Genomic DNA, 22,070 nt, shown 5'->3' with positions numbered 1-22,070 from the left:
TCGTCGTGCCGAGAGACGTGTCGCCACTGGATGAGGCCCTCCGCACCAGCCAGTGTAGAGAGCGACGCCGGTCTCCGGACTCTCGCGTGACGGGCGTCGTCGGAAGCGATGCCTCCTCGGATTGGCCGTCGGCACTGGCGCCTTCCCATGTCCCGGTACGTTCCCTTGAATACCGTTTCACAGTGGCCGGATGCGATCCTTGCCGGTGCCTGCGCGATTACCGTTGCGGGGGCAGTACGGGGTTTTCACCCGTTTCCCGAACACGTCGCTCTCGACGCGCCGGATTGTCGCAGCTTCCCTATAAAAGGCAAACGCCGGGGCGACGCGGGACAACCGCCGGTTCCCCTTCTCCCGCGGGGGGGGGGCGGGGCCCGGGGTCAAGGCGTCAGTTCAAGGCGTGAGTTCAGGGCGTCGTCGCGCCGCGGGGGTTCTGCAGCACGATCTCGACCCGGCGGTTGCGCGAGCGGCCTGCCACGGTGTCGTTATCCGCCAAGGGTTCGACGTCGGCGTAGCCGGTGGCCCGCAGCCGATCGGCGGGAACGCCGGCCTGGCGTAGCGCCCTGACCACCGCCGAGGCGCGCGCCGCCGAGAGCTCCCAGTTGGAAGGGAAGCGATCCGTGGAGATCGGTACGCTGTCGGTATGCCCCTCCACCGAGATGGTGCCGTCGAACTGCTCCACTAGCGGAAGCAGCCGCTCGACGAGCTGCTGACCGTTGCCGCTGACGGCGACGGCGCTGCTGTCGAACAACAGATGATCCTCGATGCGCAGGTTGTAGCCGCGGGGGATCGCCGTGACCTCGACGCCATCGATTCGCGGAAGCTCGGCCGCGGGGGGGGCGATCTCGAACAGGGGAACCGAGTAGGCCAGCCGAGCGGGCTCTGGCGCAGGCGCGACGATGGGGCTAGCCGACGACGCTCGGGGCGCGTAGAAGCCGACATCAGTGGCGACGGGCGCCGGGGCCAGGCGTTTGGGGGGGCGATAGAACGCCAACGGCAATTGGCCCGCCTTCGACGCGGCGGGTCTTGCGCTCGTCGACTCTTGCGCCGGCGCTCGCGCGGGCAGCGCTGGCGGAAACGCGGGGGGCGCGGTGACCAGCGCCACCGCCACGGGCAGTCGAGGCGCGTCCGAGAACAGCGATGGCTCGGTTGCCGCGGGGCGCCCGGCATACAGCGCGAGCATCAGCACGAAGAAGGTGATGAGCAACATCAGCAGGTCGAGATAGCTCATCAGCCACGAGTCACTCTCCGCGCTCTGGTCGAGAACGTCGAAGAGCGGCTCGTCGAGCAGCGCGTCGCCAAGGGGGCCGCGGGGTGTCGGGGTCGCGAGCGCGCTCATGCCGGGCGCGACGTCTCTGGCGTCTCGGGCGTTTCCGGCGTCGCCGTCGCCGGGCTGTCACGCATTTCGTCGCGATACTCGGCGCGGTAGGTGCCGAGCGCCTCTTCGATGAAGGCGGGCAGGCGGCGTTTGCTGACCATGGTCACGCCCTCGAGCAGCAGCGTCATGGCGATCAGGCGCGCCTCGGTGCGGCGCTCGAGTTTCACCGCCACCGGCTTGAACGCCAGATTGGCGAGCAGAATGCCGTAGAAGGTCGACATCAAAGCGACCGCGAGGCGCGGGCCGATGATCGCGATATCGCCGGCCTGGATGACCTCCAGCATGTTGATCAGCCCCACCAGCGTGCCGAGCATGCCGAAGGCGGGCGCGTACACCGCCATGGTGCGCAGGATCTGCGCGTCGGCCCGCTCGCGGGTCTTGAGCCGCATCATCCGCCAGCGCAGCATCTCGCGGATCTCTTCTTCGCGGCTGTTGGCGATCACCATCTGCATGCCGGTGCGCAGAAACGGGTTGGTGGTGCTGGCGAGCACGCTCTCGACGGCGCGAATGTTGCCGCGGTTCCAGTGGCGGGCCATCTCGATGAGCTGATCCAGGTCGGCGTCGAGTTCGCGCTGGGCCGTTTCGCGGCGAAACACCACGTGGACCTGATGGGCGAGTCGTCGCAGTTCCTCCAGCGGGTAGCTGATGAAGCTGGCGGCGAGGGTGCCGGTGACGACGATCGCCAGCCCCGGCAGATTGAGAAAGCTGCCCGGGGCGTGGGCTGAGAAGAGCACGACGGTCGCCAGCAGAAGGGCGCTGGTGATCACGCCGATAAGCGTCGAGGGATTCATGAACGGCTCGCTGCGTGGGAGACGGTAACGGCTAGCCATGGTAATGGCAGGCGGGGCGAGCCAAAGAGGCTATTTGGCGACGGTTGTGGGCGCTATTCGCGGTCTTTGGCCGTAGGGGCCCTGGCGGCGTGGACGACGAATCGGGTGGGATCGTCGCTGATCACGCCGTCGACCCCCCAATCCCAGAGCTTGTCGAAGGGGCCAGGGTCATTGGCGGTATAGCAGAAGAGTTTGACGGCCTCGTCGACGATCTCGTGGGCGCGCTTCACTTTCAACTTGCGCCAGTCCAGATGAAGGCTATAAGCCGAAAGGCGCTCGGTTTCTCGCCACCATAGCTTGGGCGCCTTGTCGTCGAGCACGCCGAGACGCAGACGATCGGCGTCGGGCTCGAGCGCGCGGGCGGCGGTCAGCGCGTGACGATCGAAGGAGGAGACGATAAGCCGCTCGGGAGGAAGCGCCTCGAGCACCGGCGGCAGCGCGGTGCGCGCAAGCTCGATGGGGTTACGACCGCGGCACACCTTGAGTTCGAGATTGAGCCCCATGTCGAGTTCGACGATCAGCGCGAGCATCTGCTCGAGCGTCGCCATTCGCTCGCCGCGAAACGCTTCGCTGAACCATGCGCCGACGTCGAGCTGGGCGGCACGCGGCGCATCCAGGTTCAGCAACTTGCCGCGGCCGTCGGAGCAGCGTTTGAGACCGGCGTCGTGCCACAGGACCGGTGTGGCGTCGCCCAGTAGCTGCACGTCGAGTTCGACCCAGTCGCAGCCCGCCGCGTGTGCGGCGCGCACTGCGGCGAGGGTGTTCTCCGGCGCCTGCGCCGAGAGGCCCCGGTGAGCGATATAGCGCGGCGCACCATTGCGGGAGGGGGCATCGGGTGAAGAAGCACTCTGACTCATGCGTCGACGATCTCCGGCGAGCGATAACGATGATGCGAGCTCTGGTCGAAGACAGGCGCCGCGCACATCAGACAATGGATGGAGCCGCTTCGCGGCCAGCGTCTGACCTTCGTCCACCCGAGGCGTGGCGTCAAGGCGAAGGGGTGTCGTTAGCGCCGCTGGCGACGCGCGCGTCGTTGAGCCAGCGGTTCGCCATGAACACACGACGAAGTCTAGCCACTGAAGGTTGCCGTGCAGTGACATTCGCCGCGGGCGTCATCCGGGGGCAGCGGCGGCTGTGCTACCCTGCGCGCCTTTGCCAACGCCTTCCCGCCGCGTCCGACAGCGCGATCGTCGGGGAGGCGATCCGAGACCGATGAAGCGGAGAGTTCGATGAAAGTCGTGCATGTGAAAGACCCCGACAGTCGCGAGGCGTGCCTGGCACAGCTTTGTGCCGACGTCTACGGCCAGGACGCGGGCCTGACGCCCCTGGTTACCTTTGCGGGTACGCTCGGCGTGCTGTTCGAGCAGCAGGCGGCGCGGCTGTTCGCGCTGACCGGTGACGAGGGCCAGACGCTGGCGATGGCGCTGCTCTCTTCCGATCTGGACGGTAAAACCATGGAGCTGGCGATGCTCTCCACGCCTCAGGGTGATGGCGTCCAGACCCACGGCCGGGAGCTGGTCAAACAGCTCGCCGCCAAGGCACCGCTCCGGGTTCTGGCTCAGGACGAAGCCGGAGAGGCGTTTTTCAAGAGCGCCAAGATCGAACGCTGGATCGACGCCGAGGGGGGCACCCGGGTCGGACTCGGACCCTGCCATCCCGAGCCCGCTAACGGTGCGCTGCCGAAAATGGTACGTTTTGACGGCGACGGGATCGTGAAGACCTTCAAGCAGCAGCCGGAGACTTTCGAGACCTACAAAACGCGTTTTCTCGAAGCGCTGGAGCGCTACCCCCGCATCACGCTGTGACGCGGGCAGCGTGTCGAGGGTGGCCCTCGGGTTGACCCGGTGCGCGGAAGGCGCTTCGATGAACAGTGTTCACTTGCCGGGTGGCATGCGTGTCCCCCTCTTCGCGGCAGGGTCAATCAACAATAGGAGCAGTCCATGGCCAAGCGTATCCAGTTCTCCCGCACCGGCGGGCCGGAAGTCCTCGAGATCGTCGACGTCGAGCCGGCCGCGCCCGGGCCCGGGGAGGTTCGCGTCCGGAACCACGCCATCGGGCTCAACTTCATCGATATCTACTTTCGCACCGGGCTCTATCCGGCGCCGTCGATGCCATCGGGGCTCGGCACCGAAGGGGCGGGTGTGATCGATGCCCTGGGTGAGGGCGTCGATCATCTCAAAGTGGGCGATCGCGTGGCCTACGCGCAGGGCCCGTTGGGTTCCTACACCGAACTGCACGTGCTGCCGAGTGACAAGGTGATCAAGCTGCCCGAAGAGATCGATTTCGAGGCTGCCGCCGCGGTGATGCTCAAGGGGCTGACCGTACAGTATCTGCTGCGTCAGACGTTTCCGCTGGAAGGGGGCGAGACGATCCTGTTCCATGCCGCCGCCGGCGGTGTCGGCTCGATCGCCTGCCAGTGGGCCAACGCGCTCGGCGTCAAGGTGATCGCGACCGTCGGGTCATCGGAGAAGGCCGAGATCGCCAAGCGCAACGGTGCCTGGGCGACGATCAACTACCGCCAAGAGAACGTGGTCGAGCGGGTTCGCGAACTCACCGACGGTGCCATGGTGCCGGTGGTCTACGACTCGGTAGGCAAGGACACTTGGGAGATTTCGCTCGACTGTCTCGCCCCGCGGGGTCTCATGGTGAGTTTCGGCAATGCCTCCGGCGCGGTCGAGGGCATCGACGTCGGGATTCTCAACAGGAAAGGGTCGCTGTATCTGACGCGCCCCAGCCTCAATGGCTACGCTGACACTCGCGAGCGTTTCGAGGAGATGTGCCTGGACCTGTTCGACATGCTGGAGAGCGGCAAGGTGCGCGTCGACGTTGCCCAGCGATTCTCGCTCGAGGACGCGGGCAAGGCGCAGGAGACGCTCGCGTCCCGCGGAACCACAGGGTCGACCGTTCTCATTCCCTGAGTTGCGGACGCTTCCCTTGTGAAGCCGCGCCCTGAGGCGGGGGGATCATCCGCCTCAGGGACGCGGGCAATTGATCCAGGCTAGCCAGGCCGGCGTCGCGACTTCGCGGCGCCGGCTTTTTCGATGCCGCTCGGGGAATATCGAGCCGCGTCGGTCAGCGATCTCAACGCGGCGGGAGAAGCGGCATGCAGGAGGCGTACGCGGTATTCGCGATACTCGCGCTCACCTTGGTGGGTTTCGTCTGGGGACGGTTTCGTTACGATCTGGTGGCGATGGCGGCGCTGCTGGCGAGCGTGCTGCTTGGCGTCGTACCGGCTGACGAGGCGTTTGCCGGCTTCGGCCACCCGGCGGTGATTACGGTTGCCGCGGTGCTGGTGCTGAGTCGCGGCTTCGAGCATGCCGGTCTGGTCGACTGGATCGCCGAGAAGACGCTGGCGGCGGGCAGTAATCCTCTCTGGCAAATGGCCGTGCTCACCGCCACGGTCATCGTGCTCTCGGCGGTCATGAACAACGTCGGTGCGCTGGCGCTCCTGCTGCCGGTGGCGGTGCGGGTGGCGCGCGAGCACGACACCTCACCGTCGATGTTGCTGATGCCGCTGGCGTTCGGCTCGCTGCTCGGCGGGCTGATCACACTGATCGGCACGCCGCCCAATATCATCATCAGCGCGTTTCGCGCGAGCCAGGGCGACGGGCCGTTTCGCATGTTCGACTTTGCGCCTGTCGGTGGGCTGGTGGCGCTCGCCGGCTTGGCCTTCATGCTGCTGATCGGCTGGCGCTTCATCCCTTACCGCAAGGGGCAGTCCTCGGCGGACGCGCTATTCGAGACCTCGGCGTACCTGAGCGAGCTCACGGTCGGTGAGGAGGCGAAGGCGATCGGTTGGACACTGCGTCAGGTGCGTGAGGTGTGCAGCGAACCGGTGCCCGTTCTCGCCGTGCTCCGCGGCGATACCCAGCACCCCGGTCACCGTTTCTACGGCACGCTGCAGGCCGGTGATGTCCTGCTGCTGGAGGCGAGTACCGATGATCTGCAGCAGCTCGAGGACAAAGCGGGGCTGACCCTGGGCGGGGCCGAGCCAGAGGCCGCGGCAGGGGACGACAACGCCACCACCGACCGTGCCGTCGAGACCGTGGAGGCCGCGTCGGGACGGTCGAAACCCGAACTCGATGCCGAGGACCTGCAGCTGGTCGAAGCCGTGGTGCGAGCGGACTCGATACTGATCAACCGGACCGTTGCCCAACTGCGTCTGCTCAATCAGCACGGGCTCCATCTGGTGGCGGTCTCCCGCGACGGCGCGCGGCTGAAACAGCGGCTGCGCGAGGTGCGCTTCAAGACCGGCGACGTGTTGCTGCTCCAGGGGGATGAAGGCGGTCTCGGCGAGAGTCTCGCCGAGCTTGGCTGTCTGCCGCTCGCTAGCCGCAAACTGGCCCTGGGACGGCCACGTCAGCTACTGCTGGCGCTGAGTGTCTTCGCCCTCGCTATCGGCGCGATGCTGTTCGACCTGCTGCCGGCGGCGGTCGCCCTATCACTCGCTGCGCTTGTGACGCTGGCGCTGGGCGTGCTGCCGCTACGCGAGGGGTATGACGCGATCGAGGGGCCGGTGATCGTGCTGCTGGCGGCGATGCTGCCGGTAGGACAGGCGCTGGATACCAGCGGCGGTGCCGCGATGATCGCCGATGCCATGCTCACGTTCGGCAGCGGCTGGCCACCGATACTCACGCTCTGCGCACTGTTCGTGTTGACCCTGCTGCTCTCCAACGTGGTCAACAACGCCGCGGCTGCGCTGCTCATGGCGCCCATCGCGGCGAGCCTCGCCAACGGCTTCTCGCTGTCGCTGGATCCATTTCTGATGGCCGTCGCCGTGAGCGCCTCCAGTGCCTTCCTGACGCCGATCGGCCACCAGTCCAACACCCTGGTGATGGGCCCCGGTGGCTATCGGTTTCGCGACTACTGGAAGCTTGGGCTACCACTGTCGGCTGTCGTCATGGCGGTGGCAATTCCTTCGATTTTGCTTTTTTGGCCGCTTTCCTGACGCGTTCATCGGTTATCATGCGCCGATCGCCTCGACGACGACCGTGTTCGGTCGGCCTAGGGCCCGCCTTGGATCCACGCGACGCCATGATCATGGACAACCACACCGTTTCATCGACGACCCTGTCGCCGCGCCGCAGAGGGGCGGCATTACTCGCCGGGCTCTGCGCGGCGCTGATACTCGCCGGCTGCGTCACGACCTCAACGCCGCATGAACGCTCGGGTTCCCCGGCCCCGGGTGCCACGGCCCCGGCCAAGCCCACCACCAAGTCGGTTCCCAAACGCAAGACGTCGGGCCCGGTGGTGGACGAGGCGCCAAGCCCGATCGCGCCTGTCGAAAGCCCGGTGGCCGATCAGCGCCGCCGGGTTGGCGAGGCAACCTACTACGCCAGCGACTTTCAGGGCCGGCCTACCGCCAGCGGAGAGCCCTACGACGGCCAGGCGATGACGGCGGCCCACAAGACGCTGCCGTTCGGCACCCGGGTTCGCGTCACGCTCCTGGATTCCGGTGACACCGCCGTGGTGAGGATCAACGACCGCGGGCCTTTTGTGCCCGGCCGGATCATCGATGTCTCCGAGCGCGCCGCAGAACAGCTCGGGCTGGTCGATGCGGGTACGGCCGAAGTCCGGCTGCAGGTACTCGAGTAGACCCCGGAAGCGCCTCGAGAGAGCCAAATCGAAAGAGGTGAATGAAGACGCCCCGTCTACCAAAGGTGAACGGGGCGTCGTCGTTGGTCTTGCCGTTGTGGTCTGTGGTGAACCTGACCGTTGTGGTGAGGGCTGAGATGTGTCGTGAGGCTGAGACGGGCGACGGGGGCGCCAGCGCTTGGCCGGCGCCCCGAACGAGTGGGTGTCAGGCGTCCCTGCTATCGTCGCGGTGGGTGCCGCTATCGGTCTCCGTTGCGGTCTCCGATGTGCGGGTCGAGCGCGCGGGCTGAGGGCCTGCAGCGTTCTGCTCGGCCGGCTCGCTGAGCATCGTCGAGGCACCGTGACGGTCGGTAGCGTCTCGAGCAGGCGCTTTCTCGTTGCTCGCAGGGCGCAGGGCGAAGGCGTCGAAGTCGAAATCGTCGACCGTCAGCATCTCCAGCACCTCGGCTTCGTGGGCGCGCATGAAGGCTGCATCCTCTTCACTGAGCAGGCCGGACTCCTGTGCGGCATCGATCCACTGCTCCGGGTGCAACGCCACTTCCGGCAGCTCCTTCTTCACGCGCGCCTTGCCCAGCGTGCGGTAGATTGCCTCGGCGCGTTCGGCATTGGCGAGCAGGGCGTCGTAGCGAACCATCGGGTTTTCCTGCTGGCCCGCTTCCCAGGTGTTCCAGGTGTTGCGGGTCAGCTTGTGACGCAGGGCGCTGTCGGTCGAGATGGCGCGCGCGATTTCGCGGGTCAGCCGGTCCTGCGGCTTGTGCCAGCGCCGGCCGAGGGGCATCGTCACCACCGACAGCGTGTTGGCCAGCGCGCGATTGGGCAGGTTGTCGAAAAGATCGATCATCGCCTGTTCGGCACGGTTGAGCAGCATCCGGCAGCTGTAGTGGAAAAGAGCAGCCTCACCGTCGACGCGATCGGTCTCGCGCCAGTGCTTGAGCACCATCGACAGCAGGTAGAGGTTGGAGAGCACGTCGCCCAGGCGAGCGGAGATCATCTCGCGCTGCTTCAGCTTGGAGCCGAGGCTCGCCATCGCGGCATCGGCGCAGAGGCCGAACGCCGAGGAGAGTCGCGCGGCATCCTTGGCATAGGGCGCGGCGGTGGCGTCGAACGGTACGTCGGCCCTGCCGATGCCGAATGCTTCGGTGAAGGCGCGGGCGGCGTTGCCGAAGATCAGCCCGATGTGGCGGAAGAAGAGGCCATCGAAGGCGTTGGCGTCGTTACTGTCCTTCGCCGCCAGTTCGTCGAGCACGTAAGGATGGCAGCGGATCGCGCCCTGACCGAAGATCATCAGGTTGCGGGTCATGATGTTGGCGCCCTCGACGGTGATCGACACCGGCGTGGCGCTGAAGCCGATCCCCAGATAGTTGCGCGGTCCGAGCGTCACGGTACGGCCGCCGTGGACGTCCATGGCGTCGGTCATGATCTCGCGCTGGAATTCGGTCAACTGACTTTTCAGGATCGCCGACGGCACCGCCGGCTTGACGCCGTGGTCGATGGTGTTGGCGGTCTGCATCACGGCCGCCTGCGAGATGTAGGACTTGGCGGCGATGCGCGCCAGCGGCTCCTGCACCCCCTCCATGTCGGCGATGGCGAGGTTGAACTGGCGACGAATGCGGGCGAAGCCGCCGGTCCAGCCGGTGGCGTAGCGCCCGGTGCCGGCCGCGCCTGAGGGCAGGGTGATGCAACGACCCACGGAGAGACACTCGACCAGCATGCGCCAGCCCTGGCCCGCCATCTCCAGCCCGCCGATCAGGTAATCCAGCGGAATGAAGACCTCATCGCCCTTGATCGGACCGTTCATGAACGGGCTGCCGATGGGATGGTGGCGCCGGCCGATCTGCATGCCCTGGGTGTCACGCGGAATCAGCGCACAGCTGATGCCGATGTCACTCTCGCCGCGTTCGAGCAGGTTGTCAGGGTCGAACATGCGAAACGCCAGCCCGACGACGGTGGCGATAGGGGCGAGGGTGATCCAGCGCTTCTCGAAGGTGAGCTTCAGCCCCAGCACTTCCCGGCCCTCGAACGTGCCGCGACAGACGATGCCGACATCGGGAATGGAGGTGGCATCACTGCCGGCGCGGGGACCGGTCAGCGCAAAGCACGGGATCTCCCGGCCGTCTGCCAAGCGCGGCAGGTAGTGGTTCTTCTGCTCGTCAGTGCCGTATTTCAGCAGCAGCTCGCCCGGGCCTAGCGAGTTGGGTACGCCGACGGTACTCATCAGCGTCTCGTTGAAGGAGAGCTTCTGCAGCACCGCGGACTGCGCCTTGGCCGAGAACTCGAGGCCACCGTAGGCCTTGGGGATGATCATCCCGAAGAAGCGTTCCTTCTTCAGGTAGTCCCACAGCGCCTCGGGCATGTCGGCGCGTTCGCGAGCAATCTCCCAGGCATTGCACATGCCGGCGGCGACCGAGCACTGATGGTCGACGAACGCTTGTTCTTCCTCGGTCAGGCCGGGGTTGTCGAACGCGATCAGCTTGTGCCAGTCGGGACGACCGCTGAAGAGCTCGCCGTCCCAGGCGACGGTGCCGGCATCCAGCGCCACGCGCTCGGTCTCGGAGACCTTCGGCGCGACCTTCTTGAACATGGCGAACAGTTTGGGCGAGAGCCACAGCCGACGGATCGGCTTGAGACCGCAGACGGCAACGCCGATGGCAGCGATCAGCAGCAGCACGCCGATGACCTCGGCATCCAGGACGAGACCGAGCAGGCCGAGAACGGCAAGCACGCCCAGGGCGGGCGCCGCACCCGCCTCTCGGCGCATGACGACGAGACAGCCGACGATGGCGGCAACCAGAAGCAGCAGTGTGATCATGGCGAACTCCGGAGAGGAAACGACAATTCAGACGAGCGTTTGAATTTGACTTTCAGACTAGCGGAATGCGTGTCGAGTGACTAGCGGGCATGGCCTCATCCTTTGGGCTAGTCGGGAAGCCGGTTTCAGGCGATGGGCAAAGCGGCGGGAGTGCAGAAAGACGTCAGAGGAGAGCGACGTCAGAGGAGCCACTCACCGGCCGCGGCGAAAACGCCGGGGCCGGGAAGGGGAATAGTGAGACGGTTCAGCACCAGGGGCTTGCAGGCGCTGAACCGCTCAGACGCTGGGCTGGGTCTCGGCCAGGCGACGCGGCCGCAACCGGCGGTGCAGACGGTCCAGGTAGAGATAGACCACCGGGGTGGTGTAGAGGGTCAGAATCTGACTGACGATCAGTCCCCCAATGATGGTGATTCCCAGCGGGGCGCGCAACGCGGCGTTCTCGTCGGTGCCGAGCAGCAGCGGCATTGCCCCGAGCAGCGCGGCAAGGGTGGTCATCATGATCGGTCGAAAGCGCACCAGCGCGGCATGGCGGATCGCCTCCAGAGGCGCCATGTCGTGGTCGCGTTCGCAGATCACCGCGAAGTCCACCAGCATGATGGCGTTCTTCTTCACCACCCCGATGAGCAGGATGATGCCGATCAGCGCGATCAGTGTGAATGGCGTATCCAGTGCCATCAGCGCCAGCAGCGCACCGACGCCGGCGGACGGGAGCGTCGAGAGAATCGTCAGCGGGTGGATATAACTCTCGTAGAGCACACCCAGCACCAGATAGACGGTGACCAGCGCGGCCAGAATCAGCCAGGGCATGGCCTCGACGCCACTCTGGAACTGCCCGGCGCTGCCCTCGAAGTCGACCTGGACGTCGGTCGGCAGGCGCAGATCGTCGACGGCGTCACGGATTCGCGCGGTCGCCTCACCGAGCGAGACGCCGTCCTCCAGGTTGAAGGAGACCGTGGAGGCGGCGAACTGCCCCTGGTGATTGACGCTGACCGGCAGCGTCGAGCGCTCGATATGGCTGAACGCCGAGATCGGCACCATCTCGTCGTCACGACCGCTGACGTAGAGCTCGGTGATTGCCTCTGGGGTCTGCCGGTAGGGCGCGGCGACCTCCATCACGACATAGCGCTGCTCGTCGGCCTCATACAGGCTCACCACCGGGCTCTGGGCGAAGGCGCTGCCGAGCGTGGAGTCGATAGTGTTCATCTCGACGCCTAGCCGGGAGGCCGTGTCGCGATCCACCACCAGCTTCACCGCCTGTCCCTCGCCACGGCTGTCGCTGTCGATACCGGTAATACCGTCGACGCTCTCCATCGCTTCGGCCACGCGTTGCGACCACTCGTCGAGCAGCGCAAGGCTGTCGCTTTTCAGCGTGATTTCGTATTCGGAGCCACTGCTCGAGCGGCCACCGACGCGGATATCCTGCAGCGGAAACATGTAGGTGTTGACCCCGACCAGATCGCCGAGGCTGGCCATCAGCCGGTTGCCGATCGTCTGGGTCGAGCCGCTACGATCGGGCTTGAGCGTAATGAACAGGGTCGCCGACGAGCCGCCGCGTCCCGGGCCACCACTGCCCATGAAACCCAGCACGCTGTTGACGGCCGGATCGGCAGTGAGTCGTTCGCGCACCTGGCGCAGCTTGTCGGACGCGGCATCGAATGACATTCCCTGATCGACGCGCATCGTGCCAAGAAGTCGCCCGGTGTCCTGATCGGGCACGAAGCCCTTGTCTACGGCCGTATACAGATAGCCGTTGAGCACGATCACCGCGAGCAGCGAGAGCAGCGTCAGGCGGCGATGCTTGAGGGCGATGTCCAGTGTCACCGCGTACGCCTTGACGAAACCGCGGCCGATCTTGGTCAGGCCGCGTTCCCAGGCCGGCTCGCGCTCGCGGTGAGCCTGCGGCTTGAGCCAGCGGGCGCAGAGCATCGGCGTCAGCGTCAGTGACACCAGCAGCGAGACCATGATCGCCAGCGACAGCGTCACGGCGAATTCGTGGAAGAGTCGACCGACGAAGCCGCCGAGCAGTAGCAGCGGGATGAACACGGCCACCAGCGACACGCTCATGGCGGTGACGGTGAATCCCACTTCCTTGGCGCCGAGGAGTGCGGCGGGAAAGGGCTTCATGCCCGCCTCGATATGGCGGGCGATGTTCTCCACCACCACGATGGCGTCGTCGACCAGAAAGCCGATGGAGACGATCAGCGCCATCAGCGACAGCGTATCCAGCGAAAAATCTAACACCCACATCATTGCGAAGGTGCCGACCAGCGAGACCGGGATCGCCACGCTCGGAATGATCGTCGCCCGCGCATTGCGCAGGAACAGAAACACCACCAGCACCACCAGGACGATCGCCAGGATCAGCGTGAGCTGGGTCTCATGGAGCGAGGCGCGAATCCCCGGCGCGCGGTCGAGTTCGACGCTGAGCGTCGCCTTGGCCGGCAGCAGGCTGCGAATCTCGTCGAGTCGTTCGCGCACGCCGGCGATGGTCTCGATGATATTGGCGCCGCTGGTAGGGCTGACGACCAGCAGCACCGCCGGCAGATGGTTCTGAAAGCCGACGTTGTAGCGATCCTCGACGCCATCGGTGACTTCGGCGACGTCGCTGAGGCGCAGCAGCGACCCGTCATCGTCGCGAGCGATCACGACCTGACTGTAGTCACTCGCCTCGAGCAGTTGGGAGTCGGTGTCGACCTCCCAGCGATGTTCGATGTTCTGCACGAAACCGGTCGGCGACTGCGTGGTCGCGGCCCGCAGGGCGCCCGCGACGCCATCCAGGGTGATGCCGGCATGGTTGAGCCGGCGTGGATCGAGAGCGACGCGAATCGCCGGCGACGAACTGCCGCCGACACCGACGTCGCCGACCCCCTGCACCTGCGCGATGGGCGGGGCGATCTGGCGGTCGGCGAGGCGATAGAGCTCGCTGGTGGGCAGCGTGTCTGACGTGAGCGAGAGGATCAGTACCGGGGCCGACGCTGGATTGAGCTTGCGATAGCGCGGTCGGCTGGTCATGGCGCTGGGCAAGAGAGGCTGGGCATCGTTGATTGCCGCCTGGACCTCCTGGGCGGCAACGTCGATGTTCTTGTCGAGATCGAACTGCACCACGATGCTGCTGGCACTGTCGCTGCTCGATGAGGTCATCTGGCTGATGCCGGGAATTCGGCCCAGCGAGCGCTCCAGCGGCGTTGCCACGTTCGACGCCATTGTCTCCGGGTTGGCCCCGGCGAGACTCGCGGTGACCATGATGGTGGGGAAGGAGACGTTGGGCAGCGGCGCCACCGGCAGGCGATCGTAGGCCAGTGTCCCCAGCAGCAGGATCGCCATCGCCAGCAGAAGGGTGGCGACCGGGCGGCGGATGAAAGGGGCGGAGACATTCACGGCCGGGCCCCTCCCTGCTCGCCACCGCGGTCGCCCTCGGGGTCCGACTCGAGCCGTGGCGCGTCATCCTGCGTGCGGCCAAGACGCGTCGCCAGACGGTCGAAGAACAGATAGATCACCGGCGTGGTGAACAGCGTAAGCAACTGGCTCAGCACCAGCCCGCCGACCATCGCCATGCCCAGCGGCACGCGCAGTTCGGCGCCGTAGCCGCTGGCGAACATCAGCGGTAGCGCGCCGAGCAGTGCGGCGAAGGTGGTCATCATGATCGGACGAAAACGCAACAGCGCCGCACTGTGGATGGCCTGGACCGCATTCATCCCGCGCTCGCGCTGCGCCTCGAGGGCGAAGTCGATCATCATGATGGCGTTCTTCTTGACGATACCGATCAGCAGAATGATGCCGATGACCGCCACGAGTCCCAGCGAGTTGCCGCTCAGATTGAGCGCCAGCAGTGCGCCGATCGCCGCCGAGGGCAGCGTCGAGAGGATGGTCAGCGGATGAACGTAGCTCTCGTAGAGCACGCCGAGGACGATGTACATGGTGACGACCGCGGCCAGGATCAGCCAGAGCGTGTCGCTGGTGGAGTCGGTGTAGGCCAGCGCCGCGCCGCGATACGCCAGACGGGTCTGATCGCTTAGCGTCTCGCTCGCGGCGCTGTCCACCGCGTCGAACGCTTGTGACAGCGAATGGCCATCCGCCACCGCGAACGACATCAGCGCCGACGGGAACTGGTTCTGACGCTGGAGCGAGAGCGGCGTCTGGCGCTCTTCGAGCGTCACCAGGCTCGAGAGCGGCACCATGGCGTCGTTGTCGCCCTCGACGTAGAGCCGGGCGAGCGCGTCGGGTCCGCTGCTATCCGCGGCGTTGGCCGCGAGCACCACCCGGTACTGGCTCGCCTGCGTGAAGATGGTCGAAATCAGGCGCTGGCCGAACGCATCGTAGAGCGCATCGTCAATGTCGGCGACGCTGACGCCGAGCCGTCCCGCGCGGGCGCGATCGATGGTGATCGCCAGCTTGCGGCCGTCGTTCTGCACGTCGCTTGCCACGCTGGCGATGGCCGGTGACTGTCGCAATCGTGCCAGCAGGCGCTCGACGTCGCCGTTGAGGACGTCGCGATCCCCCTGGGTGAGAGCGAGCTGGTACGGATAGCGGCTGATGGTGTCCTCGAGGGTCAGATCCTGAACCGGCGACAGAGCCAGCGTGAGGCCGGGAATCTCCGCGTCGGCCTGGCGCAGGCGAGCGAGCACCGTATCCAGATCGTCGCGCTCGCCGAGCGGGGCGAGATTGATCGACACACGGCCCCCATTGAGCGTGGTGTTGGTGCCGTCGATGCCCACGCTGGAGGAGAGACTCGCGACCGCCGGGTCGTCGAGCAGCGTGTCGACCAGACGTTGCTGACGCGCCGACATCGCCTCGAAAGACGTCGACTGGGTCGCGGTGGTGATGCCGCGGATCACGCCGGTGTCCTGCACCGGGAAGAGCCCCTTCGGGGTGGCGACGAACAGCAGCGCCGTCACCGCGAGCGAGCCCGCCGCGACCAGCAGCGTCAGCGTCTGATGGCGAAGCACCCAGTCGAGCGCGCGCTCATAGCCACGGGTGACGCGGCCGAAGAGCCCCCGACGGTTGCGTACCATCGCCTCGTCATCGCTTTCGCCGACCGCGTCCGGGCGATGCTTGAGCCAGCGCGCGCAGAGCATCGGCGTCAGCGTCAGCGAGACGAATGCCGAGATCAGAATCGAGATCGCCAGGGTCAGCGCGAACTCGCGGAACAGCACGCCCACGACGCCGCTCATGAAGACCAGCGGAATCAGCACCGCGAGCAGCGAGACGGTCAGCGAGACAATGGTGAAAGCGATCTGGCGCGAGCCCTTGAGCGCGGCCGCCAGGGGTTTTTCCCCTTTCTCGACGTAGCGGGTGATGTTCTCCAGCACCACGATGGCATCGTCGATGACGAAACCGGTGGCGATGGTCAGGGCCATGAGGGTGAGGTTGTTGAGGCTGAAGCCTGCCAGGTGCATGGCGCCGAAGGTACCGACCAGCGAGAGCGGCACGGCCAGGCTGGGGATCAGCGTCGCCGGTAGGTTGCGCAGAAACAGGAACGTCACCATGACCACCAGCGAGATCGCCAGCAGCAGCTCGAACTGAACGTCCTTGACCGCGGCGCGAATCGTCGTGGTGCGGTCGGTGAGCATGTCGACGTCCACGGACGCCGGCAGCGTGTTTTCGAGACCCGGCAGCGCCTGCTTGATCGCATCGGCAACGCCCACCACGTTGGCGCCGGGCTGACGCAGCACATCGACCAGGATCGCGCCGCGCCGGTTGGCCCAAGCGGCCAGGTAGGCGTTCTCGGCGCCGTCCTCGACGTTTGCCACATCGGAAAGCCGCAGTACGCTGTCGTCGTCAGACTCGAGAATCAGGTCGCGATAGCCCTCGGCGGTGAGCAGCTGGTCGTTGGCGTCGATGGTGTAGGTGCGATAGGGGCCGTAGATCGTGCCCTTGGCCTGATTGACGTTGGCGGCGTCGACGGCGCTGCGCACCGCTGCCATGTCGAGACCGTGGGCCGCGAGCTTGCGTGAGTCCACCGTGATTCGGACGGCCGGCTCCTGCCCGCCGGCCAGCTTGACCTGACCCACGCCGCTGATCTGGGCGATACGCTGCGCCATGCGCGTATCAACGAGATCGTAGACGTCGGTGAGCGGCAGCGTGTCGGAGCTGACCGCCAGCGTCACGATGGGCGTATCCGCCGGGTTGACCTTGGAGTAGCTGGGCGGACGCGGCAGATCGTCGGGGAGCAGCGTCTCGGCCTGATTGAGTGCCGCCTGCACCTCCTGCTCCGCCACCCCCAGGTCCGCGTTCAGCGAGAAACGCAGCGTGATCAGCGAGGCGCCACCGGTGCTGGTCGAACTCATGTCCTCGAGCCCGGAGATCTCGCCGAGCTGATCCTCCAGCGGGGCGGTGACGTGAGAGAGCATTACGTCCGGCCCGGCGCCGGGGTAGAGCGTGGTCACCTGGATGGTGGGGAAGTCGACCTCCGGCAGTGAGGAGATCGGTAGCAGGCGATAGGCCAGGGCGCCGGCGATAAGAATCGCCAGCATGATCAGCGAGGTGGCGACCGGCCGCAGGATGAAGAGGCGAGACGGATTCATGAGGTGCTGGCGTCTTTGCCGGTGCTGGCTGCGGCGCTGTCGGATTGTCCGCTGCGCGTTTCGGCGTCATCTGGCGTGGCGCTGCCGGTGTCAGCTTCCTCGCCCGGCAGGGCGTCGCTGATCACCCGCACCTTGGCGCCGTCGCGCAGGTTGTCAACGCCATCGATGACCACTCGCTCACCCGGCTCCACGTCGCCGCGAATCGCGCTCTGATGATTCTGATTGGCGACGAGTTGGACACTGCGCTGGCTGACGCTGTCGTCGGCGTTGACGACATAGACATAGTTGCCGTCCTGACCGGTCTGCACCGCCGGCTCCGGGACGATGAGCTGATCGCGCAGGATCTGTGACACCAGGCTGACGTCGACATAGGCGTTGGGATAGAGCGCGCCATCGGGGTTGTCGAGCGTTGCGCGCATTCGCAGCGTCCCGGTGGTGCTGTTGATGTTGCTGTCGACGCTGGTGAGCTCGCCGGTATAGGTGCCACCACTGCCGGTCGTCACGCTGACGGCAGGATGGTCGCCCTCGGCCAGGCGCGTGCGCAGGGTGTCGACGTAGCGGCTCGGCAGCGAAAAGATCACCGAGATCGGATCGAGCTGGGTGATGGTGACGATCGGGTCGTCATTGCCGAGCTGGACGATGTTGCCGGCGTCGACATTGCGGATGCCGACGACGCCGGTAATGGGGGCAGTGATCCGGGTGTAGTCGAGCTGGACATTGGCGCTATCGAGGCTCGCCTGATCGCTGGCCACCGTGCCCTCATACTGACGGACCAGTTGGCGCTGCTGCTCGAGCTCCTGCCGCGACACGTAGTTGGTGTCGATCAGCTTGTTGTAACGCGCGAGATCCTCTTTCGCCGAGGCGAGCTGAGCCTGATCCTGGGAGAGCTGGCCCTGCGCCTGGGCCCGCTGGGCTTCGTAGTCGCGGGGATCGATCCGCGCGAGCACCTGACCTTTCTCGACCCTCTGACCTTCCTCGAAGGAGACGTCGGTGAGCTCGCCCTCCACCCGGGGTCTGACCTCCACACTGGCAAGCGCGCGAACCGTACCCAGCGCCGTCAGTCGAATCGGCAGGTCGCGGCGGCTGGCGGCGACGGCGGCGACCGCCGATGCCGGGCGAGCGTTTGCCGCCGCATCGGCCGGCTCCGGCGAGGCATCCGCCCCATCGTCGAGCAGGAAGCGGTAGGCGACGACCGCCACGATGACGAGTGCGACGGCAGTCAGCGCCCAGCGCAGCAGGCGGCGGGAGCGAGTGGAAGAAGATGAAGACATAGACGAACTCGGTCCTTGAAGGTCACGGCGGTAGAAAGTCGGCGATCAATAGCGTGCGATGTCAGTGCCCGGAGACGGCGCGGATGACACGCGACTCATGCTAGACAGATTCGCAGTCTAACGGAACGGCGTTCGCTAAATGCGCAAGGAGTACGCAATCGAACGGTGAGGCGATGCCGGAGATCCCGCGGGGAGACAGGCGCATCAGCGGAGCGGAAGAACAGCGCGGACGTCATTTGCGGGGAGCGGAGTATCGTTGGGTGTGCCGCTGTCGGTGTGAAGGGAGAAGGATCGACACTCGCGGGCGAAGACGCTGTCTCGCCCGCGATGCAGAATTCACCGGATATCGATACCGTCTTAGCGGTTTGCGGCGGCTTTTTGTGGCGCCTGGCGCGCCGGCGCGCCGTTGGCGACATAATACGCCGTCGTCGACGGCGGCAGGGGGTCGAGACCTCGGACGCAGTCGGCGAGCTTCTCGGCGATCATGATCGTGGTGGCATTGAGGTTGCCGGTCACGATCTGCGGCATGATCGAGGCGTCGATCACCCGCAGGGCACTGACGCCGTGAACGCGACCTTCCTCATCCACTACCGCATCCTCGCCGTGGCCCATGCGACAGGTGCCGCAGGGGTGATAGGCGGTCTCGGCGTGCTGACGGACGAAGGCGTCGAGTTCTTCATCCGTCTGCACGTCCGGTCCCGGTGAGATCTCGCGGCCACGGTAGGCATCCATCGCCGGCTGCTCGATGATCTCCCGCGTAATACGGATCGCGGCACGAAACTCTTCCCAATCGCGGGCATGCGACATGTAGTTGAAGAGGATGCTCGGCGCACTTCTCGGGTCACGGTCGGTGAGGTGCACCCGGCCGCGACTCATCGACCGCATCGACCCCACGTGGGCCTGAAAGCCGTGAGCCTGAACCGCGCTCTTGCCGTTGTAGCTGATCGCGATGGGCAGGAAGTGATACTGGATGTTGGGCCAGCGCTCTTCGTCGTTGGTCCGGATGAAGCCGCCGGCCTCGAACTGGTTGCTGGCACCAATTCCCTTACCTGCGAACATCCACTCCGCGCCGATCTTCGGCTGATTGTGCAGCTTCAACGCGGGGTAGAGCGACACCGGTTCCTTGCACTCGTACTGTATGTACATCTCCAGGTGGTCTTGAAGGTTTTCGCCCACCCCCTTGAGATCGTGCACCACGGGCACGCCGTGCTTGTCGAGCAGGGCCGGGTCACCGATACCGGAGCGCTGCAGGATCTGCGGCGATGCGATGGCGCCCCCGCAGAGCAGGACCTCGCGCCGCGCCAGTGCCTGCTTCGGCTGCGACTTTTCCAGATAGCTCACCCCGACGGCACGCTTCTCTTCGAACAGGATACGATCGGTCGTCGCATGGGTGACGATCGTCAGATTCTCGCGCTGCTTGGCGATGTCCAGGTAGCCCCGAGCGGTAGAGGAGCGGCGCCCGTTCTGCGTGGTGGTACGGTCCATCGGACCGAACCCTTCCTGCTGGTAGCCGTTGAGATCGTCGGTGCGCGGATAGCCTGCCTGGACGCCAGCTTCGATGAAGGCGTGATAGAGCGGGTTGTTGCCCGCCTTCGGCGTGGCGACGCTGAGCGGCCCCTCGCTGCCGTGGAAATCATTAGGCCCGATATCGCGGGTTTCCGCTCTCCTGTAGTAGGGCAGGCATGCCAGGTAATTCCAGTTTTCCAGTCCTGGCGCTTGCGCCCAGTAGTCCAGATCCATGGCGTTGCCGCGGATGTAGCACATGCCGTTGATCAATGAAGAGCCGCCGAGCCCCTTGCCGCGACCGCACTCCATGCGGCGGTCGTCCATGTAGGGTTCAGGGTCGGTCTCGAAGGCCCAGTTGTAACGCTTGCCCTGAAGCGGGTAGGCCAGCGCTGCCGGCATCTGGGTGCGAAAGTCCACCCGGTAGTCGGGGCCGCCCGCTTCCAGCAGCAGCACCGAGACGCTTGGGTCCTCGGTCAGCCGGGTCGCGAGGACGTTGCCCGCGGAGCCGGCGCCGATGATGATGTAGTCGAATTCACGAGCCTGATCCATGCGCTTGCCCCTGGTTAAGCAGAAAGAGAGTCGAGCCGAGAGGTCGCTCGGACGAATGACGTGCCCGAACGAGTGAAGCGCGAATCGTCAGAAAACCGACTCGAACGGCCCCATCTCGATCTGTACCGACTTCGTTTGCGTGTAGTGAGAGAGCGTCTCCATCCCGTTCTCGCGACCAATACCGGACTGCTTGTAGCCACCGACTGGCATTTCGGCGGGGGAGTCGCCCCAGGTGTTGATCCAGCAGATACCGGCTTCGAGCTGATGGACCACGCGGTGGGCGCGATTGAGCCCTTCGGTGAACAGCCCGGCGGCCAGGCCATACTCCGTGTCATTGGCGCGGCGGATCACTTCCTCTTCATCGTCAAAGGTGAGCAGCGACAGGATCGGGCCGAAGATCTCCTCGCGGACGATGCGCATGTCATCGTCGCAGTCGGTGTAGACGGTCGGCGCGATCCAGGCGCCCTTGGCGAACTCACCCTCTTTCATACGTTGACCGCCGACCAGCAGACGCGCGCCATCCTGCCGCGCGATCTCCAGATAGCTTTCGACCTTCTCCAGATGCTCGAAGCTGACCAGGGGACCGAAATTCGTCTCCGGTGCCAGCGGGTCGCCCGCCTTGACGCGTTCGACGCGTTCGACGAGTTTCTTCTCGAACGCCGTCTTCACCGAGCGGTGCACGAATACGCGCGTGCCGTTAGTACAGACCTGCCCGCTGGAGTAGAAGTTGGCCATCATCGCGGCATCGGCGGCGCGGTCGAGATCGGCATCGTCGAAGACGATCAGCGGAGACTTGCCGCCAAGCTCCATGGTGACGTCCTTGAGCGTCGAGCCGGCAGCGGCGGACATCACCTTCTTGCCGGTGCCGACTTCGCCGGTGAAGCTGATCTTGGCGATGCCGGCGTGCTCGGTCAGCATCGCGCCCACCCGGCCGTCGCCGTGGACGACGTTGAAAAGGCCGTCCGGCAGCCCGGCTTCGGTGAAAATCTCTGCCAGCTTCATGGCGGTCAGCGGCGTGACTTCGCTGGGTTTGAAGACGACGGCGTTACCTGCCGCCAGTGCCGGCGCCGCCTTCCAGCAAGCGATCTGCACGGGGTAGTTCCAGGCGCCGATGGCGCCAACGACCCCCAGCGGTTCGCGCCGGGTATAGACGAAGGAGTCTTCGCGCAGCGGAATCTGGGTGCCCTCGATCGCGGGGGCCAGGCCGGCGAAGTACTCGAGCGCATCCGCGCCGGTGACGATGTCGACGCTCGCGGTTTCGCTGAACGGCTTTCCGGTGTTGAGCGTCTCCAGCTCGGCGAGCTCGTTGTTGCGCTCGCGTAGCAGCGCGACCGCCTTGAGCAGGATGCGCGAGCGTTCCATGCCGCTCATCGCGGCCCACTGGCGCTGGGCGCGGCTGGCGCTTTCGACCGCGGCGTCGATATCGGCGGCGCTCGCCTGCTGAATACTCGCCAGCGTCTCACCATTGGCTGGATTGACCACATCGAAGGTTTCATCGCTGGTCGCCGGCTGGCGGCGGCCGTCGATGTAAAGCGTCTGGGTCTCGAGTCGTGCCATGGTGCTTCTCCTTGAATAGCCGGTTGAACGCGCGGCTGTCGTCATTGCGCCGCC

At 65.8% G+C, this 22,070-nt stretch carries 13 protein-coding genes and 1 riboswitch; of the genes, 4 read left to right on the top strand and 9 right to left on the bottom strand.

What is annotated here, in order from left to right; all coding sequences use genetic code 11:
- Window positions 1-48 precede the first annotated feature (48 nt).
- Window positions 49-283: riboswitch (cobalamin riboswitch) on the bottom strand.
- A gap of 120 nt (window positions 284-403) precedes the next feature.
- The 3 genes from DOM41_RS15710 to DOM41_RS15700 form a co-directional block, all read right to left on the bottom strand.
- On the bottom strand, window positions 404-1,336 hold the full coding sequence (locus tag DOM41_RS15710; RefSeq protein WP_223161005.1) for an OmpA family protein: 933 nt from the start codon (window positions 1,334-1,336) through the stop codon (window positions 404-406).
- Window positions 1,333-2,166, bottom strand: coding sequence for a motility protein A (locus DOM41_RS15705; RefSeq protein ID WP_110687798.1), 834 nt, complete (start codon window positions 2,164-2,166; stop codon window positions 1,333-1,335). Before DOM41_RS15705 ends, DOM41_RS15710 begins: the two co-directional genes overlap by 4 nt.
- A gap of 92 nt (window positions 2,167-2,258) precedes the next feature.
- Window positions 2,259-3,062, bottom strand: a complete 804-nt coding sequence (locus tag DOM41_RS15700) for a glycerophosphodiester phosphodiesterase family protein (RefSeq protein WP_110687797.1) — start codon at window positions 3,060-3,062, stop codon at window positions 2,259-2,261.
- Between the two features lie 372 nt (window positions 3,063-3,434).
- On the opposite strand from DOM41_RS15700, the gene DOM41_RS15695 reads away from it, so the two are divergent.
- The 4 genes from DOM41_RS15695 to DOM41_RS15680 all read left to right on the top strand — a co-directional run bounded on the left by DOM41_RS15695 (window position 3,435) and on the right by DOM41_RS15680 (window position 7,800).
- Window positions 3,435-4,010 (top strand): hypothetical protein, encoded by a 576-nt coding sequence (locus DOM41_RS15695; protein ID WP_110687796.1) that lies wholly within the window; start codon window positions 3,435-3,437, stop codon window positions 4,008-4,010.
- Window positions 4,011-4,145: 135 nt separating this feature from the next.
- The gene (locus DOM41_RS15690) at window positions 4,146-5,123 is read left to right on the top strand and encodes an NADPH:quinone reductase (RefSeq protein ID WP_110687795.1); all 978 of its coding nucleotides are present in this window, start codon (window positions 4,146-4,148) and stop codon (window positions 5,121-5,123) included.
- A gap of 185 nt (window positions 5,124-5,308) precedes the next feature.
- Entirely contained in the window at window positions 5,309-7,153 is a 1,845-nt protein-coding gene (locus DOM41_RS15685) for an SLC13 family permease (RefSeq protein ID WP_110687794.1), read from the top strand.
- An 86-nt stretch (window positions 7,154-7,239) separates the two neighbouring features.
- Window positions 7,240-7,800 (top strand): septal ring lytic transglycosylase RlpA family protein, encoded by a 561-nt coding sequence (locus tag DOM41_RS15680; RefSeq protein WP_245391877.1) that lies wholly within the window; start codon window positions 7,240-7,242, stop codon window positions 7,798-7,800.
- A gap of 205 nt (window positions 7,801-8,005) precedes the next feature.
- On the opposite strand, the gene DOM41_RS15675 is transcribed toward DOM41_RS15680, so the two are convergent.
- The 6 genes from DOM41_RS15675 to betB form a co-directional block, all read right to left on the bottom strand.
- Window positions 8,006-10,609 (bottom strand): acyl-CoA dehydrogenase, encoded by a 2,604-nt coding sequence (locus DOM41_RS15675; RefSeq protein WP_110687793.1) that lies wholly within the window; start codon window positions 10,607-10,609, stop codon window positions 8,006-8,008.
- A gap of 276 nt (window positions 10,610-10,885) precedes the next feature.
- The gene (locus DOM41_RS15670) at window positions 10,886-13,987 is read right to left on the bottom strand and encodes an efflux RND transporter permease subunit (RefSeq protein WP_110687792.1); all 3,102 of its coding nucleotides are present in this window, start codon (window positions 13,985-13,987) and stop codon (window positions 10,886-10,888) included.
- Window positions 13,984-17,133: an efflux RND transporter permease subunit gene (locus DOM41_RS15665; protein WP_110687791.1), complete on the bottom strand. Its 3,150-nt coding sequence runs from the start codon at window positions 17,131-17,133 to the stop codon at window positions 13,984-13,986. Before DOM41_RS15665 ends, DOM41_RS15670 begins: the two co-directional genes overlap by 4 nt.
- Window positions 17,130-18,404, bottom strand: coding sequence for an efflux RND transporter periplasmic adaptor subunit (locus DOM41_RS15660; protein WP_110687790.1), 1,275 nt, complete (start codon window positions 18,402-18,404; stop codon window positions 17,130-17,132). The genes DOM41_RS15665 and DOM41_RS15660 overlap by 4 nt, the downstream gene beginning before the upstream one ends.
- A gap of 357 nt (window positions 18,405-18,761) precedes the next feature.
- Entirely contained in the window at window positions 18,762-20,459 is a 1,698-nt protein-coding gene (betA, locus tag DOM41_RS15655) for a choline dehydrogenase (protein ID WP_110687789.1), read from the bottom strand.
- Window positions 20,460-20,546: 87 nt separating this feature from the next.
- Window positions 20,547-22,016 carry a betaine-aldehyde dehydrogenase gene (betB, locus tag DOM41_RS15650; RefSeq protein WP_110687788.1) on the bottom strand — a complete coding sequence of 490 codons (1,470 nt, stop codon included), beginning with the start codon at window positions 22,014-22,016 and terminating at the stop codon, window positions 20,547-20,549.
- Window positions 22,017-22,070: the final 54 nt, after the last annotated feature.

This window comes from Salinicola aestuarinus, from assembly GCF_003206645.1.
Taxonomy (GTDB): domain Bacteria; phylum Pseudomonadota; class Gammaproteobacteria; order Pseudomonadales; family Halomonadaceae; genus Salinicola; species Salinicola aestuarinus.
The sequence above is the reverse complement of the archived record's forward strand: the minus strand, read 5'-3'. Positions and strand labels throughout refer to the sequence as shown.

What these genes read in the sequence shown, in the direction of transcription:
- DOM41_RS15710 (WP_223161005.1), bottom strand. Translation starts at nt 1,336, where the DNA reads ATGAGCGCGCTCGCGACCCCGACACCCCGCGGCCCCCTTGGCGACGCG.
- DOM41_RS15705 (WP_110687798.1), bottom strand. Translation starts at nt 2,166, where the DNA reads ATGAATCCCTCGACGCTTATCGGCGTGATCACCAGCGCCCTTCTGCTG.
- DOM41_RS15700 (WP_110687797.1), bottom strand. Translation starts at nt 3,062, where the DNA reads ATGAGTCAGAGTGCTTCTTCACCCGATGCCCCCTCCCGCAATGGTGCG.
- DOM41_RS15695 (WP_110687796.1), top strand. Translation starts at nt 3,435, where the DNA reads ATGAAAGTCGTGCATGTGAAAGACCCCGACAGTCGCGAGGCGTGCCTG.
- DOM41_RS15690 (WP_110687795.1), top strand. Translation starts at nt 4,146, where the DNA reads ATGGCCAAGCGTATCCAGTTCTCCCGCACCGGCGGGCCGGAAGTCCTC.
- DOM41_RS15685 (WP_110687794.1), top strand. Translation starts at nt 5,309, where the DNA reads ATGCAGGAGGCGTACGCGGTATTCGCGATACTCGCGCTCACCTTGGTG.
- DOM41_RS15680 (WP_245391877.1), top strand. Translation starts at nt 7,240, where the DNA reads ATGATCATGGACAACCACACCGTTTCATCGACGACCCTGTCGCCGCGC.
- DOM41_RS15675 (WP_110687793.1), bottom strand. Translation starts at nt 10,609, where the DNA reads ATGATCACACTGCTGCTTCTGGTTGCCGCCATCGTCGGCTGTCTCGTC.
- DOM41_RS15665 (WP_110687791.1), bottom strand. Translation starts at nt 17,133, where the DNA reads ATGAATCCGTCTCGCCTCTTCATCCTGCGGCCGGTCGCCACCTCGCTG.
- DOM41_RS15660 (WP_110687790.1), bottom strand. Translation starts at nt 18,404, where the DNA reads ATGTCTTCATCTTCTTCCACTCGCTCCCGCCGCCTGCTGCGCTGGGCG.
- betA (WP_110687789.1), bottom strand. Translation starts at nt 20,459, where the DNA reads ATGGATCAGGCTCGTGAATTCGACTACATCATCATCGGCGCCGGCTCC.
- betB (WP_110687788.1), bottom strand. Translation starts at nt 22,016, where the DNA reads ATGGCACGACTCGAGACCCAGACGCTTTACATCGACGGCCGCCGCCAG.